Raw genomic sequence first — 15,359 nt, 5'->3', positions numbered from 1 at the left:
GACGCGAAGTCATGAGCCAGCAGGAGCCAGCCTTCTACAACCTGGAGTTCTTCGGGGATGCCCCATTCTGGAACGGAGCCGGGGACGCCGCGCGGCGCACCTTTCTCATGCCGCTGCCCAACCCCGCCGAGTTCCTGGCCTTCGGCGTGGTGGGCCCATCGTCGACGGTGCACTTCGTGGCCCGGGGCCGGGCGCTCGAGCACCTGGGCGAGTTCACCGCCCGGATGGCCCAGGCTGGCGCCACCGTGGAGCTGTACGCCCGGCCGCCGCTGCCGTGGCCCCTGGTGAAGCGTTACACCTCCGACGAGCCGTACGAGAGTGGGGAGACCGACGGGCCCAAGCCTCCGCCCATCAACGGCCTCATGGGCTACGGAGGGGGGGCGACCGAGGAGTATTCGCTGACGAGGTCCATCACCACCGAGAACGTGGGGTGGCCCTCGGAGACCACCCGGAAGGTCGTCGTCATGAAACCGAACGACAACGAGTTCTTCGCCTTCGGCGTGTGCAGCTCGCCGGGGCCCCTGTTCGTGTTCGCGGCCCGGGGCAACATGGCCGACCTCGGGAGCTTCGCCGACCGGATGACGCTGGCCCGGGCCTCCGTCGAGTACCCCGAGCAGCCCTCGGAGTCGTACCTGCGGGACTACCTCGAGTACCTCAGGCGCGACTTCTCCATCACCCTGTCCCAGGTCACCCCGCTCGTGCGCGTCACCGAGAGCGCCTTCTCCGACAACCAGGCGGCGGCCTCCGCCTTCTAGCGGGGTGGCGTGGAGGCAGGAGGAACCACCTTGAACCCGGAGCGCGGGGGAAGCCCGATGACCGTCGAGCTGCTGCTGGCCCACGCCGTTGAGGTCGGGGCCGTGCCCCGTCGCGGGCTTCCCCTGGAGTCGTTCCGGAGCGCTCCGCGGCCCGAGCCCGTCGAGGAGCCCGACGCGCTGTGGGATGCGACGGGAGACCCGAACGACCTGGGCCGCCAGCGCTGGGGGTTGGTGGCGCCCCGAGGGCCTCGGGGCGACCGGTTGCTGGCGCTCGTCGAGCCACTGCGGCGGTGGCGTCAGGAGGGGCAGGGCGGCGCGCCCGTCATCGTCCACCGCGTCCCGTCCGTCATGGACGGGCCGTATGCCATGCGCTGGAAGAAGGAGGTCTTCCGGCACGAGGGCACCTCGGAGAAGGACAGGCCGCGCTACCTGCTGCTGCTGGGGGACCTGCACGAAGTCCCGCTGGAGCTGCAGCAGTCGCTGTCCACCGATGCCTTCGTGGGGCGGCTGGCCTTCGCCTCCGACGCGGGCTACGAGGCCTATGCCGAGAAGGTGCTGCGCTGGGAGCGCGCGGCCGCGAGCCAGACGCGGGCGCGGATGCTCTTCTACACCGCGCGCGACGGCTCCGCCGCGACGGAGCTGGGACACCGCGCGCTCATCACACCCAGCGTCACGGCCTGCCGCGAGCGCCAGGAGGAGGCGGGCTTCCCTCCGGCGGACATCCTCGAGCTGGGCGCCAGCGGGGCGGTGCCCATCGAGCACCTGCTGGACCATGCGACGCGGCCCGGGCCGGGTGTGCTCTTCACGTTGAGCCATGGCAGGGGGCGGCCCCCCGGGGGCTGGGAGCGGCCCGAGGCCCGGCGGGAGCACCAGGGAGAGCTGAAGCTGCCGGACGGGCGCTTCCTTCCGGCGGCGGCGCTTGCGTCACGTCCCTTCCTGCCGGGCGGCATCTGGTTCAGCTTCGCGTGCTTCGGCGCGGGGACTCCGGCGCGCAGCAGCTACGCGCACTGGCTGCGCAAGCTCCCGGAGAGCGACCCGAACGCGAGGAGGGGACTGGAGGCGGCGCCCCAGGCCGGGGAGCCTCCCTTCATCGCCGCGCTGCCCCAGGCCGCGCTGGCCAACCCCGAGGGGCCGCTGGCGGTGATGGGACACGTGGACCTCGCCTGGTCCCACAGCTTCAGCGACCGGGGCCGTGGCACGCCCTCGCGCTTCATCGAGCTGCTGAAGGAGCTGGCCCGGGGCAGCCGCGCGGGCGTCGCACTGCACTCACTGATACAGGTCCTCAACGAGACGAGCAGCGAGCTGACGTCGCTCTACAACCAGGAGGAGCTGGAGCGCGCGCACGGGAGCCCGTCCTCCATTGACGGCGTGGAGCGCGCCCGGCTGTGGATGCTGCGCCAGGACCTGGCCAACTACATCCTCCTGGGCGACCCCGCCGTCCGCCTGCCGCTGGCCTCCGCCCGTGAGTCCGCCCCCGCCACGGACGGGCGCGTGGCGATGCGGGCGCTGCTGGGGCCTCGCTTCGGAGGAGCGCCCCCGTGTGCACCCGCGCCGCGTGCCATGGCGCCGGAGGAGGGGATGGAGGCGGCCATCCTCGCGCTGCTCACCGGCCAGCGCGTGCCGGAGGACCTCGCCGCGGAGCACGGCGTCGCGCTCGATGAGCTGCGCCGGTGGGAGGAGCTGTATCGCGCCGCCGGACGCGAAGCGCTGGCGCGGTACCGGTCCGGGCACGGGTGAGTCACCGCGCGCTCGCGTCCATCCATCCGGGGTGCCAGGAGGGCAGCCGGCCCGGCGAGACTGTTCCACGGCGGGCTGAAATCTCGGCTCCAGTTGTGCCGCATCCGCGCCGAATCCGAGATGTACCCATGCTGTCGCTTGCGTCACCTCGGGGGGCTGAGGTGTAGAATCCGGCCGATGCGCGCTCTTTCGCGTTGTGCCTGGCTCCTCGTTCCCGTGCTGCTCATGTCGTGCTCCGACGCGGGCCTTTACGCCCTCGACGGGCGAGGCCCTGGCGGGAAGGACCGCGCCAGCTTCTCCGGCAATGTGTGCGTCCCCCTGGCGGGCGGCGAGGCCTTCCCCACCAAGGTGCTCTTCGCCATCGAGGGGGGAGACGGCGTGGAGGCGGAGATGGTCGGTTATGCCACCGACGGCCTCTCCACCCTCACCAGCCGCTTCTCCGGCCCCTTCGTCCAGTTCGGCCTCGTGGCGTACCACACCGTCGCCACCGGCCTCCTGGGCAGCTTCTCCGACGCGTCCGAGTTCCAGGCCACGCTGCCGCGCTACGCCTCCTACCAGGAGTCGGGCCCCGTCAGCGTGCGCTCCGCCCTGCGGCTGGCCAAGACGCTGCTGTCCGGCGACATGCAGACGTCCTGCCGCGGCGAGGTGGCCCGCACGCGCTACATGGTGGTGGTCATCGTCCGCAACCGTGACACCACGTGTGCCCGCGCCCGGGGGAGTGACGACTTCCGCTCGGGACTGGACTCGCGGTGCGTGGCGCTCTCCTCGGCGACGGGCTGCAACGCGAACACGGGCGCCCAGACCGCCTGTGATGCCGCGTGCGGCGAGTGTGAGCTGACGGCCGTCACCGGCGAAATCAAGGCCCTGGCCGAGCAGTTCGGCGCGGGCGAGGTGGTCGTCCAGCCCATCTACGTGCGCGGCACCACCGCGGACGTCTATACGCGCCAGGCCGTGGCCGCCATCGCCGCCGCCGGTGGCACCGAGCCCCTCGAGGTGGACTTCGCGGGTCTGCCCGGCGCCCTTACCAACATCAAGTACGCCGCGCGCCAGAACACCCTCAAGCTCAAGCGCTTCATCGCCTTCAACCGCAACGTGGCGGTCCGCGCCGGCCAGTCGCTCCCCGACAGCGACGGCGACGGCCTGCCCGACGTGGACGAGGACGCGCTCGGCACCGACGCGCTCCAGCTCGACACGGACCAGGACGGGCTGATGGACGGCCTGGAGGTCCGCATGGGGTTGGACCCGCTCCAGCTCGACACCATCAACGGCTGCAACGTGTCCCTGGACGAGGACGGCGACCGGCTCAACACCTGCGAGGAGCGCGTGCTGGGCACCGACCCGTGCATCGGCGACACGGACGGGGACGCGGTGCCGGACCTGGTGGAGACGCTGTCCATGACGAATCCGCTCGTGCCCGAGGACCTGCTGGACTCGGACCGTGATGGCCTCTCCAACGTCTCCGAGGTGGAGGCCCATGGCGACCCGCTCAGCGCCGACCTCGACTTCCACCGGGAGCGCGGCTACGGCTACAACCTCGTCGAGTCCGAGCCCACCGCCGACGGCCGCACCTGCTACGCCGCCCGCGCGGAGAACATCACCGTCGTCCCCACCCGCGCGCGGCCCCACCCCTTCATCCCGGGCGAGGTCATCCCCGCGGGCACCAACGAGGTCTACCTCTACCTCCAGGCCGGCCGGGACAATGACCCTCGCGGTGCCGGCATCGGCTCGCTCCTCATCCAGCCCATCCAGTACAGCGAGGACTCCGGCCGCGAGCCCGCCGGCGTCATCTCCCTCGACCCCAGCGAGTTCATCCTCGGTACCTGATCCACCCATGGGTGTGGGGTCTGCCCCTCGCCCGTCATGGGGAGTGCCCCCCACACCCCCCAGCCCGCCTCACCCCGACCCGTGCCCAAGTCCTTGAAACTCCTGGGTTCCACGCATTTGTCCGGTACGGATCGTTCCTTGCTAGGGGCCAGTGGCTGAAAGGAGTCGCCATGACAGTCACGCGTATTGCCTCGGTCCTCACCCTGGGGGCCTTTCTCTTCCTCAGTCCTTCGGTGGCGCAGGCGCAGTCCAACAACAACCCGGACAACCCGGAGTGCCTCGGTGACAGCTGCGGCGCGCCGCGGGAGGAGGGCGGTGGCTGCGGCTGCGGGTGTGGCGGCTCCGTGTGGGTGAACTACACGGACGACGGCGACACGCTGGCCTACACCGACGACGCGGACAGCGACGGCCGCGCGGACGACCGCGACAACTGCCCCTTCGTCTCCAACCGCGACCAGACGGACGAGGACGGCGACAACGTGGGCAACGCCTGCGACAACTGCTCGGCCCTCTCCAACTTCCAGCAGCGCGACGCGGACGGTGACGGCAAGGGTGACGACTGCGACGAGGACCAGGACAACGACGGCGACCTCAACGCCGCGGACAACTGCGCGCTGGTGCCCAACGCGGACCAGAGCGACCTGGACCGTGACGGCGCCGGCGACGTCTGCGACCTGGACGACGACAACGACGGCGTCAACGACGGCCAGGACAACTGCCCGCGCGTGGCCAACCCCAGCCAGGTGATGCCCACCGACGGCAGCCAGTGCCGCGTGGACGCGGACGGCGACAACATCTCCGACAACGGCGACAACTGCCCCGGTCTGGCCAACCCGGACCAGGCGGACGCGGACGCGGACGGCCAGGGCAACGCGTGCGACCCGGACATCGACGACGACAGCGTCCCCAACGCCGCGGACAACTGCCCGGCCAACGCCAACCGCGAGCAGCTCGACGACGACCGCGACGGCCGCGGTGACGCCTGCGACACGCGCTACTGCCTCGTGCTGGACCCGTCCCGCCCGGAGGACTGCCTGGACCCGAAGGCGCCCTTCACCGTCAGCGGCGGCGGCTTCGTGCAGGTGGACGAGGCCGGCACGGTCCTCCGCCCGGCCCTGTTCGCCAACCGCAACGGCGCGGCCATGGAGTACAAGTGGACGGTGGTCAAGCGCCCCTCGGGCTCCAACGCGGTGGTGGAGAACCCGCAGGGCGCGGTGACGCTCAGCCGTGACTGGCAGTACACCTACGTGGACGGCAGCGTGCCCACCTTCGTCCCGGACGAGGAGGGTGAGTACGAGCTGCAGGTGACGGCGCGCCTGGCCTTCGCCGACCGCGTCTTCCCGGACCAGCGCGTCTCCACTTCCAGTGTCATCGTGCAGGTGGGCAAGGGCTCGGGCGGCACCAACTGCAGCTCGGTGCCCGCGGGCTTCAGCGCCGCCGCGCTCGGCGCCGCGCTGCTCAGCGTGCTGATGCGCCGCCGTCGCCGTCAGGAGTAACATCGCCGTCCCCCCGCCAGGAGGTCCCTTCCGCATGCGCCGCTTCATTCGTACCCCGCTGCTCGCGGCGGGCCTCCTGGCCCTGGGCCTGCTGTCCTGTACCGACTCGATGCTCGAGCCCCGGGCCCAGGAGCAGTCCCAGCTCGACGACCGGCTGACGCTGCAGGGGCGGGTGTGCACGCGTCCGCCCAACCCGTCCGGCTTCCCGGTGAAGGTGGTCGTCGTCATCGACGAGTCCGGCAGCATGTGCATCTCGGACCCGCCGGGCGCGCAGCTCGACAGCGGCTTCTGCCAGCGCGCCGAGGTGCAGGCCATCATCCCTCCCGGCGTCACCGAGCCCGCGCGCGTGCGCGCCCTCAAGCGGCTGGTGGCCCAGTTCCGCCAGGTCAACGCGCAGGGCGGCAACGTGCAGGTCTCCGTCGCCCCCTTCGAGACGAACGTGCGCAACGTGTGGCCGCCCACCACCGTGGGCAGCCGCTTCGCGCGGCCGGACAACAACATCGACAGCTACATCGACGGCCTGCAGAGCCAGCTCGGCAAGGGCACCGACTACCAGGGCGCCCTGTCCTACGCGTACAGCATCATCTCCAGCGACATCAACGCGGTGGCGCAGTCCAACCCGGAGCTTCTGCCGCGCACCCGCTACGTCGTCGTCTTCCTCACCGACGGCACGCCGTACCCGCGCTGCTCCGCCACCGACAACCTCAGCGTGTACGCCAGCCCGTCCAGCCCGGACCTGACGTGGGCGGACTCCATCGTCGGCTTCTGCAACGCCACCAACACCACGGACGTGATTGACGGCTTCGAAATCGGGACGGACCGCAACCAGAACTACCAGCTCTTCAGCTACGTGCGGCGGCTGATGGAGCTGAAGGACCAGTACAACGTGGGCGACGTGCGCATGCACACGGTGCTGCTCTTCAACCAGGAGGCGGTGCGCGCCTGCGGCCCCATCTGCCAGGAAATCTACGGCATCTACCCGGGCGTGGACCCCGCGCAATATCCGGAGGCCGCGAAGTCGATTGCCTCCTGGCTGCTGCGGCGCTTCGCGGACATGGGCAACGGCGTGTACCAGGAGTTCAACGACACGGCCGAAATCTCCAACCTGGGCCTGGGCGCGCTGGACTACTCGTCCTTCGCCTCGCGCAACGTGATGAAGTCGCTGGTGGTGGAGGCGCTCAGCTCCGCTCCTGGCGAGGAAGGTCGCGTGCTGGACAGCGATGGTGACGGGGTGCCGGACGCGCGGGACAACGCCTTCACGCTGAACACCAACACCTTCCTGGGTGACAGCGACGGAGACTGCCTGGACGACGGCTTCGAGGACCGCCGCGAGGACCAGGGCTTCCGGGCGGCCAACGATCTGGACGCGCGCGGGTGTGACCCGCAGTCCCCGCTGACGCGCAACTGCGTGTGCCGGGACACGGACGGCGACGGCCTGTCGCAGTTCGCCGAGGCCTTCCTGGGCACGCGTACCGGCATCGTGGACAGCGACGGCGACGGCGCTCCGGACAGCATGGAGGCGCGCTGGGGCCTGCCCCCCCTGGAGCCGAACGTGGCGGGCCTGGACACGGACGGGGACGGGCTGCCGGACGACGCGGAGCTGCGCGCGGGGAGCAACCCGACGCGCAGGGACCGCGCCTTCTATGAGCGCAATGGCTACCAGTACGAGACGCGCGTCGCCGAGGTCCGCGCGGACGGCAGCGTCTGCTACGACTTCACCGTGTCCAACATCCAGCTCGTCACCCCGCCGGACCGCGCGGGCGTGAAGCAGGGCCACAACCTCTTCAAGGTGTGGTTCGCCGAGGCGCCGGAGAGCGGCGTCTCCTCCGACTACGGCGTCTGGCGCACCGCCTGCGCCTGGGCCCAGTACGCGCCGCCCAGCGTGCGCGTGCCGGCTGGACCCGAGCTCGCCCTGACGGATGCCGACTTCCGCCGGCCCGACCAGCTCAGCAACCCGTGGAACAACCAGAACGACTGTGTGGGGACCCCGCCCTCCGGTCCGGGGGCCAATCCATGAGCCGCGCCAGCCGAGTCCTGGCGGGCCTGCTGACCGCGCTCGCCGTGGTGGTGGCCTGCACCGACTCCTATCTCTATGACCCGCGCCGCGACACGGAAGTGCCCGTGGACCGGGCCATGGCCTTCGAGGGCCGGTTCTGCACGGTGGGCTCCAACGAGGTGGTGCGGCCCATCAAGCTGGTCGTCGCCATGGACGCGTCGCAGTCCATGCGCGTGAGCGACCCGGACGGCACGCGCGCCACCGCGCTGGTGGAGCTCATCGACAACCTGCCCAGGGACCCCGAGGTCTACATCGCGGTGATGCTCTTCGCGGGCAGCACCACGGCCTTCCTCACCCAGGCGCCGGGCAACCCGCCGCAGGACGGCTTCGTGCAGGTGTCCAGCATGGACGAGGCCGCCCGGCGCCGGCTCACCGAGCAGCTCCTCACCTTCCGCAACCCGGACAACTCCCCGAACCGGGACTCGACGGACTTCGTCAAGCCGCTGTCGGACATCTACTCGCTCATCAACACGGACATCGCGCGCAGCCGGCTGGAGCCGGGCGGCGCCCAGGCGCTGGCGCAGGCGCGCTACTCGGTCATCTTCCTGTCGGACGGCAAGCCCACCACCGACCAGGACGACGAGCTCATCGACGGTGACGCCGTGGTGCGCATCCGCCAGCTCCGGGACCTGGTGGAGGAGGTGCGCGTCAACACCGTGCACGTCTTCCTGCCCACGCAGCCGGTGTCGTCGTGCGACATCGAGGGGGACGGTGGCTGCCCGCTGCTCATCATCAACGCCAACGCGGACCGGCTGGAGCAGATGGCGAGGCTGGGCGGCGGCAACTTCCGCGACTTCCGCAACAACGAGCCCATCAACTTCCTGGACTTCACCTTCGGCCAGGTGCGCCGCTCCTTCATCGTGAAGGAGGTCATCGCCACCAACTTCTCCGCGCCGCCGGGCAGCCCGCAGGACGAGGCGGACACGGACGGCGACGGCCTGGCGGACGCGCGCGAGGCGGAGGTGGGCACCGACCCCAACCTCATGGACACGGACGGGGACGGCTTCAGCGACGGCGTGGAGGTGTACTTCCGCGAGCGCGGCGTGGACTTCAATCCCACGCAGGTGGCGTTGCCGGACGGGGGGGGACTGGACAAGGGTTGCCCTCCGCTGCTGCGCGCCGAGGACTCGGACTGCGACCGGCTGCTGGACTGCGACGAGCAGTTCATCGGCACCAACGCCAACCTCGCGGACAGCGACCGTGACGGCGTGCCGGACGGCGTGGAGTGGCGCGGCGGCACCCAGGGCTCCAGTGACGATCTGGACGAGGACCCGGACAACGACGGGCTGACGAGCCGCCAGGAGCTGCGCCTGCACACCCGCCCGCTGGAGGTAGACACCGCCAACCTGTCCGTGGACGGCTACCGTTACTCCTTCGAGGCGGACGGCGCGCCGGACGCGCTGGGCCGCCAGTGCTACAAGCTCCGCGTCGACAACATCCTGCTGGCGCCCACCGCCGCCCACCCGGACGACGCGGGCGTGGTGCTGCGTGGGGCGGGCTTCAATGACTTGTCCCTGTCCGTGGCCATGGTGCCCGCGGACGACCCCACCGCGCGCACGCTGGTGCGCACCGTCCGCGTGGACACCGTCCGCTACCCGGTGGGCGGCATCAAGTCGCCCGCCGACGGCATCATCCGCGTGGAGCCCGAGCAGTTCATCGACGGTTGCCCCGGCCGCGTCAACGCACCGTCCCAGACGCCTTGAGAACCCACGTCATGTCCATCCAAGCCCGACTGCTGCCGCTCGCGCTGCTCGCCCTCGCCGCCTGCAAATCCGGAGGAGGCGGCGACACGGACGCGGGCACCAACCCGGTGGAGGACCTCTGCAACAGCCGCGAGGAGGCGCTGTCGCTGCCCGAGTGCGAGCTGAAGCCCGGCGAGCCGCTGGAGCGCTTCCTGGTGCTGGAGGGCGAGGTGAAGGCGGGTGACCAGGACTGGTACCGCATCGTCCTGCCCGCCGACACCAGCCCGCGCACGCTGCTCAACGTCAACGGCGCCTACCTGGCGGCCAGCACCGCGGTGAACCTGTCCATCACCGTGCTGGGGCCCCTTCCCACCGGGGGCGAGGGGGCGCTGGCCAAGAAGGAGGACCAGCACGGCCAGGGAGCGCCGAAGCCGGTGGACATGGTGCTGCCGCTGCGCGACGACCTGAAGAGCCAGACGCTGCTGGTGCTGGTGCAGGACGCGCCCGCCGTGGTGAACCGGCCCAACTTCGACGCGAAGAACAAGTACCGGCTGACGGTGCAGCTTGCGCAGAACCCGGACTCGCAGGAGCCCAACGACACCTACGCCACGGCCACCCCGCTGACGCTCGCCCCCGGCAACGGGCAGCAGGTGGGCACCGCCACGGGCTACCTCGCCACGGACAACGACGTGGACCACTACACCTTCAACCTGGAAGCGGGGAAGGTGGCCTACGTGCGCGTCCACGCGCCCGACCAGCAGTTCGTCCCCAACTGGCGCCTGTCCTACGAGCTGCGGCGCCCGGGCTTCGCGGAGAAGGAGGACGAGGGCCAGTCACCGCCCGGCTTCAGGGGCTCCGAGCTGGCCACGGCGCGCAAGGTGAAGCAGACGGGCACGTGGATGCTGGTGGTGAAGGGCTACCGGGGCATCAACGACAAGGACACCGCCCTGGGGGATTTGCGCCAGCGCTACGAGGTGGAGGTGCGCGCCCTGGACGAGGCGGACGCACAGGACAGCACGGGCAACGGCAATGACCGGGTGCAGGACGCCACGGCGCGCAACTTCGATACGGCCTCGCCCGGCACCCCGCAGGCGTCGGCGTCCTTCACCGGCCGCCTGGGCTACGTGCCGGACCGGGACTGGTACTCGGTGCGGCTGCCGGTCTCCGGCGTGCCCACGCTGCTGCGCTACCGCCTGGTGCCGCTGGGCTCGGGCGGACGCTTCCCGGCGCTGCCGGACACGCCGGACCGGACGGTGCAGGTGTTCACCCTGGTGTCCAAGGGCGCCAACCTGGCCGAGTGGCGCACCAACTGCCTCAACGACGCCAGCGCCTGTCCCCGCGACTTCGTGGAGAACCAGCCCGCGAAGACCCTGGCGGAGGGCTACTGCACCCGCACGGACCTGCCGGCGCCCATGTGCCTGCACTCCTACCGCGAGGAGGTGGTGGAGAACCCGCGCTTCACCGCGCTGAGCAACTTCCACGGCGTCATCCCGTTGCCGCCGCACACGACCGCCGTGCAGTACTACTTCCTCGTCCAGGACGACGGCTCCAACTGGGCGGATGACCGCGACTACCGGCTGGAGGTGAGCTGGGAGGAGGAGGACCTGGACGAGCGGAACCGGCAATCGACCGGCTCGGAGCAGCCGGTGCCGCGCACGCTGCAGGCCAGCCCCAGCTTCCCCGCCCCTCCATACGGTGACACCAACTTCTCCGTGACGGGCCAGCTCTCCCACGGCCACGGCCGGCTTCGCTCCGACAACGATGACCGCACCACCGGGATGGGCGTGCGTGGACCCTGGGACTACGACGCGGTGCCCTCGGACATTGACTCGTACCAGTTCCAGCTTCCCCCCGCGACGGCCCCGGAGGACAAGGCGTGGCTGGTGCAGTGGGAGGTGGACAAGCTGGCGGACGGCGGCACGCCGCACGGCATCTCGCTGGCTTTCACCTTCTGCGAAGGAGACGTGACGGACGGCGGCACGTGCACGCCGGTGACGACGGGCAGCCGGAGCCTCCCGTTGACGATGGGCTACCGTTCGGACTCGCTGCGTGCCTGGCATACGCCGAGCGGCGCGTCGTTCAGCAGCCTCCAGCCGCTGTACACGCGGGAGGAGCGGCCGGGTTCCACCGTCGTCACCGTGGCGCCGTACGCGTGCGGCTGCCTGGAGCGGCGCTTCATCCGCGGCGGCACCATGCGGGTGGACGTGTCCGCGGAGAGCCGCACCGACTACGAGCGCGTCAACTACACCCTGCGCACCGGCTACGCGGTCTACCCCACCAGCTACACGGTGGACGGCGGGGCCAGCGTGTCGTGCCCGGCGCCGGTGCAGGACGGCGGGACGTGGGTCGGAGGCTGCAACTTCACCCGCCAGCCATGAGCGCGGCGGCGGTACGGCGGGAGCCGCGGCTCCCGCCCGTTGCACTCAGGACCTTCGCCGGCTCAGGGATTCACACCCATGCCGTTGAGGGTGATGGTCTTCTCCGGCGTGTTGGCCGCGTTGGACTTGATGGTCAGCGTGCCCTGGTACGCCACGTCGTCCGTGGGCCGGAACTCCACCGTCACGAAGGCGCGCTTGTACGTCTCCAGCGGGAGCGGGGTGCCGGGGGTGAAGCCCTCGGGGAGCACCAGCTTGAACTGCGAGGGGCCGGCCAGGGTGATGTCGGTGATTTGCAGCGTGCCCTCGCCGCGGTTCTCCAACATGAGCGAGTTGTAGCCCACCTGCCCGACGTAGGTGCCGCTGTTGAACTCGCGGTTGAAGGCCATCTCGTCGCGGTCCGTGAAGAGCTGGGGCTCCTTGGGAATCTCGGTCTCGTTCCCACAGCCAGCCAGGGCGAAGAAGATGATGGGGAGCCACCGGTTACGCAGTCGCATGGACGTCCACTCCTCGGATTGAGGGTCAGATGATGATGTCGTTTGTAACAGTGTTTCACCGCTCCGCACAGAGGGCCGCGGTGCTGCTCTTCACGGTGCTCGCGGTGGCGTGTGGCGACTCGCGCGATGACTTCATCGGCCCGCGTGTGAAGGACGCGTGTGACGCGGCCTGGCCCGTGTGCAGCCGCGTGGCCGGCTGCATTCTCGGCACGGAAAGTTATGCCGAGGGCCGCTTCCCGGGCCGGGGCCAGTTCATCGTCCAGGTGCCGGAGGCCTCCACCATCAAGGTGAGCTTCTACCTGGAGGAGGTGTCCGCCGCGGGCGAGGAGACGGTGGTCCTCTTCCACGAGGAGGGCTGCCGAGCGCGCACGCGCGAGGCGGCGGACGGGCGCACGGTGCTCGACATGATGGAGAAGGCCGGCGAGTTCACCCGCGAGGCGGACGTCACCGGCGTGGGCGACCACCTCATCGAGTTCGAGTCCGACATGCAGGCGCGCTACGTGGTGAAGGTGGACGTGTCGCCCCTTCGCACCCAGTAGCGCCGCCTTCCACGCGGCCCGTCAGCCCTTGAGCGCGCGCACCAGGTGGTGCGCCACGCGGAAGCTGTTCGCGGCGATGGTGAGCGTGGACGGCACGCTGCCACCAGTGGGCATGAAGCTGCCGTCCACCACGTAGAGGTTGGGCACCTCGTGTGCCCGGCAGTGCTTGTCCAGCACCGACGCGGCCGGGTCATTGCCGAAGCGGCAGGTGCCGTGCTGGAGGATGGTCGTCTCGCCGCTGGTGGTTCCGCGGCGCACGTCGTCCGGGTCCAGCCGCAGGAGGATTTCCTCGCCGCGCTCCACGAGGAAGCGCGTGGCGGCCAGGTCCATGGGGTGCCGCTCCACGGTGATGGCCGCCACGGGGATGCCGTATTTGTCCTTCACCTGGTCCGACACGCTCACGTAGCTGCCGGGCGTGGGGAGGTACTCGGCGTACACCTCGAACTGGAGGATGCGCGAGTCGCGGTAGTCCCGCATCTTGTCCTTCAGCGCCTTGCCGAAGACGGCCGTGGCGCCCTTGCCCGCGAGCCCCACCGCCGCGTGGATGGGGTTGGGGTGCGTCCACATGAAGCCCAGCGTGCCGCCCTTGCGGAAGCCGTACCGGGCGTCGGGCAGGAGGTAGAAGTCCTGGACGCTGCGGTTGACGAAGGGCGCCGGGTCCTTCAGCCACGGGCGCGCCTCGCCGTGCTTCGACACGCGGAAGGTGGCCTGCGACTCGCCGAAGGAGCTGAAGATGAGATTCCTGCCCACCAGCCCGCTGCCGTTGGCCAGCCCTCGTGGGAAGCGGCCGGAGGTGGAGTTGAGCAACAGGCGCGCGCTCTCCACGGCGGTGCAGGACACCACCACCACCTTCGCGGGCTGCTCCCGTGCCACGCCCTTGTCGTCCAGGTAGACGACGCTCTTCGCGCGCCCCTGCTTGTCCACCTCCACGGTGCGCGCCATGCAGCCGGGGCGCAGCTCCACGTTGCCGGTGGCCAGCGCGGCGGGGATGAGGCTGGCGTCGGTGCCGCTCTTGGCGCCCGTCTCGCAGCCGTAGCTTCCGCACAGCGCGCAGTACGAGCACGGCGCGCGCCCGCGGTAGGGCCGGCTGATGATGCCGCGCGCGGTGGGCAGCGAGTGCCAGCCCATGGCCTTGCAGGCCTTGTCGATTTCGCCCGCCACCGGGTGCACGTCCAGCGCGGGCAGCGGGTAGGGGGCGGCGCGGGGCTCGGCGAAGGGGTGGGGCACGGCCTCGCCGGACACGCCCAGCTCGGCCTCGGCCCTGTCGTAGAAGGGCGCCAGCTCCTCGTAGGAGATGGGCCAGTCCGCCACGGTGCTGCCGGGCACCGCGCCCAGCGTGGAGCGCAGCCGGAAGTCCACCGGCTTGAGCCGGTAGAAGAAGCCGCTCATGTGCACCGTGCCGCCGCCCACGCAGTTGGCCGTCCACGCGGCGGTGGAGCGCTCGTAGCGGCCCTTCGCGCCCTGGCGCACCAGGTGCGGCTCATCCCAGGGCAGCGGCATGAAGAAGTTGCGGCGGCTGTTCAGGATTTCGTCGTGGATGAAGTCCTGGGGGCGGTAGTGCCGGCCCTTCTCCAGCACCACCACCTTGAAGCCGGCGCGGCCCAGCTCCAGCGCCATGGGCGCGCCGCCCGCGCCGCTTCCGATGATGCAGACGTCGACCTCGGGCAGGCTCACTTGTGGACTCCGCACGTGCGCAGGCACTTCGGCCCGTCATGGCCTTCCGGGGGCGCCATGGCCACGGTGCCCACGGTGTCGAACCCCATCAGCCGCCAGCCCACCTTCCCCTGGTTGCCGCCGTAGGACGGGTCCCCGAGGAAGCCCTCCAGCGTCATCACCGTGAGCAGCTCGAAGAAGTGCGCCTCGCCGCTGCGGGGCGGGCTGTCCTTGAAGAGGGTGAGCAGCTCGTCCTGCTGGGCGGGGGTGAGGGCGGCGAAGCCCTTCTGGAACGTGCGCTGCGCGCGGCGCTCCAGCGCGGCCACGCCCCCCATGAAGTCGTCCCGCACGGGCTCCATCTCCGGTGTCTGGAGGATGCGGTCGATGTAGACGGGCACGTCCGCGTCCAGCGCGCCCGGGTCCTCGTCACGGGGGAGGATGCGCTCGGTGGCGGCGGCCACCACGGCGTACTCGAAGGTTGAGAAGGTGCGCAGCGCCTGTCCGCCGGCGGTGGCGCCCAGGGGGCCCGTGTCGGTGGGTGGCGGCTTGGGCTTCTCTTCCGAGCGCTTGCAGGCGGCGGGGCCGAGCAGCACCACGCCTCCACCGAGGAAGGAGGCCCGCTGGATGAAGGAGCGCCGGGACAGGCGGCCGCGGGGGGAACGTGTGCGTGGCATGGGCGGGAAGCCTAGCGCAGCGGGGCGTGCATCGCGCTGAAGATGAAACCTGCTCGGCTGCTCGCCATGAC

11 protein-coding genes are annotated in these 15,359 nt (G+C 70.7%); 8 read left to right on the top strand and 3 right to left on the bottom strand.

Translation table 11 applies throughout. The annotated features are described in order from the left end of the window. Window positions 1–11: 11 nt before the first annotated feature. From K8638_RS00605 to K8638_RS00575, 7 genes are all read left to right on the top strand, one after another. Complete coding sequence (locus K8638_RS00605) at window positions 12–755, top strand: hypothetical protein (RefSeq protein ID WP_223752396.1); 744 nt, start codon at window positions 12–14, stop codon at window positions 753–755. Window positions 756–812: 57 nt separating this feature from the next. After that, window positions 813–2,492: a hypothetical protein gene (locus K8638_RS00600; RefSeq protein ID WP_223752395.1), complete on the top strand. Its 1,680-nt coding sequence runs from the start codon at window positions 813–815 to the stop codon at window positions 2,490–2,492. A 177-nt stretch (window positions 2,493–2,669) separates the two neighbouring features. Continuing rightward, window positions 2,670–4,316, top strand: a complete 1,647-nt coding sequence (locus K8638_RS00595) for a calcium-binding protein (protein ID WP_223752394.1) — start codon at window positions 2,670–2,672, stop codon at window positions 4,314–4,316. 170 nt (window positions 4,317–4,486) lie between these two features. Continuing rightward, window positions 4,487–5,812 carry a thrombospondin type 3 repeat-containing protein gene (locus tag K8638_RS00590; RefSeq protein ID WP_223752393.1) on the top strand — a complete coding sequence of 442 codons (1,326 nt, stop codon included), beginning with the start codon at window positions 4,487–4,489 and terminating at the stop codon, window positions 5,810–5,812. 34 nt (window positions 5,813–5,846) lie between these two features. Further along, entirely contained in the window at window positions 5,847–7,829 is a 1,983-nt protein-coding gene (locus K8638_RS00585; RefSeq protein WP_223752392.1) for a vWA domain-containing protein, read from the top strand. After that, a complete protein-coding gene (locus K8638_RS00580; RefSeq protein WP_223752391.1) occupies window positions 7,826–9,571 on the top strand; it encodes a vWA domain-containing protein in 1,746 nt (581 codons plus the stop codon). The genes K8638_RS00585 and K8638_RS00580 overlap by 4 nt, the downstream gene beginning before the upstream one ends. 11 nt (window positions 9,572–9,582) lie before the next feature. Continuing rightward, window positions 9,583–11,928, top strand: coding sequence for a hypothetical protein (locus K8638_RS00575; protein WP_223752390.1), 2,346 nt, complete (start codon window positions 9,583–9,585; stop codon window positions 11,926–11,928). Window positions 11,929–11,990: 62 nt separating this feature from the next. Here K8638_RS00575 and K8638_RS00570 read toward each other — a convergent pair whose 3' ends face one another. Beyond that, window positions 11,991–12,422, bottom strand: a complete 432-nt coding sequence (locus tag K8638_RS00570; RefSeq protein ID WP_223752389.1) for a hypothetical protein — start codon at window positions 12,420–12,422, stop codon at window positions 11,991–11,993. An 80-nt stretch (window positions 12,423–12,502) separates the two neighbouring features. On the opposite strand from K8638_RS00570, the gene K8638_RS00565 reads away from it, so the two are divergent. After that, window positions 12,503–12,961, top strand: coding sequence for a hypothetical protein (locus K8638_RS00565; protein ID WP_223752388.1), 459 nt, complete (start codon window positions 12,503–12,505; stop codon window positions 12,959–12,961). A gap of 21 nt (window positions 12,962–12,982) precedes the next feature. On the opposite strand, the gene K8638_RS00560 is transcribed toward K8638_RS00565, so the two are convergent. Together K8638_RS00560 and K8638_RS00555 are read right to left on the bottom strand one after the other, a co-directional pair. Further along, on the bottom strand, window positions 12,983–14,635 hold the full coding sequence (locus tag K8638_RS00560) for a GMC family oxidoreductase (protein WP_223752387.1): 1,653 nt from the start codon (window positions 14,633–14,635) through the stop codon (window positions 12,983–12,985). Beyond that, entirely contained in the window at window positions 14,632–15,288 is a 657-nt protein-coding gene (locus tag K8638_RS00555; protein WP_223752386.1) for a gluconate 2-dehydrogenase subunit 3 family protein, read from the bottom strand. The genes K8638_RS00560 and K8638_RS00555 overlap by 4 nt, the downstream gene beginning before the upstream one ends. Window positions 15,289–15,359 lie beyond the last annotated feature (71 nt).

This window comes from Myxococcus sp. RHSTA-1-4 (assembly GCF_020037125.1).
GTDB lineage: Bacteria > Myxococcota > Myxococcia > Myxococcales > Myxococcaceae > Myxococcus.
Note: the sequence above shows the minus strand (reverse complement) of the source record. Positions and strands in the feature narration are given on the sequence as shown.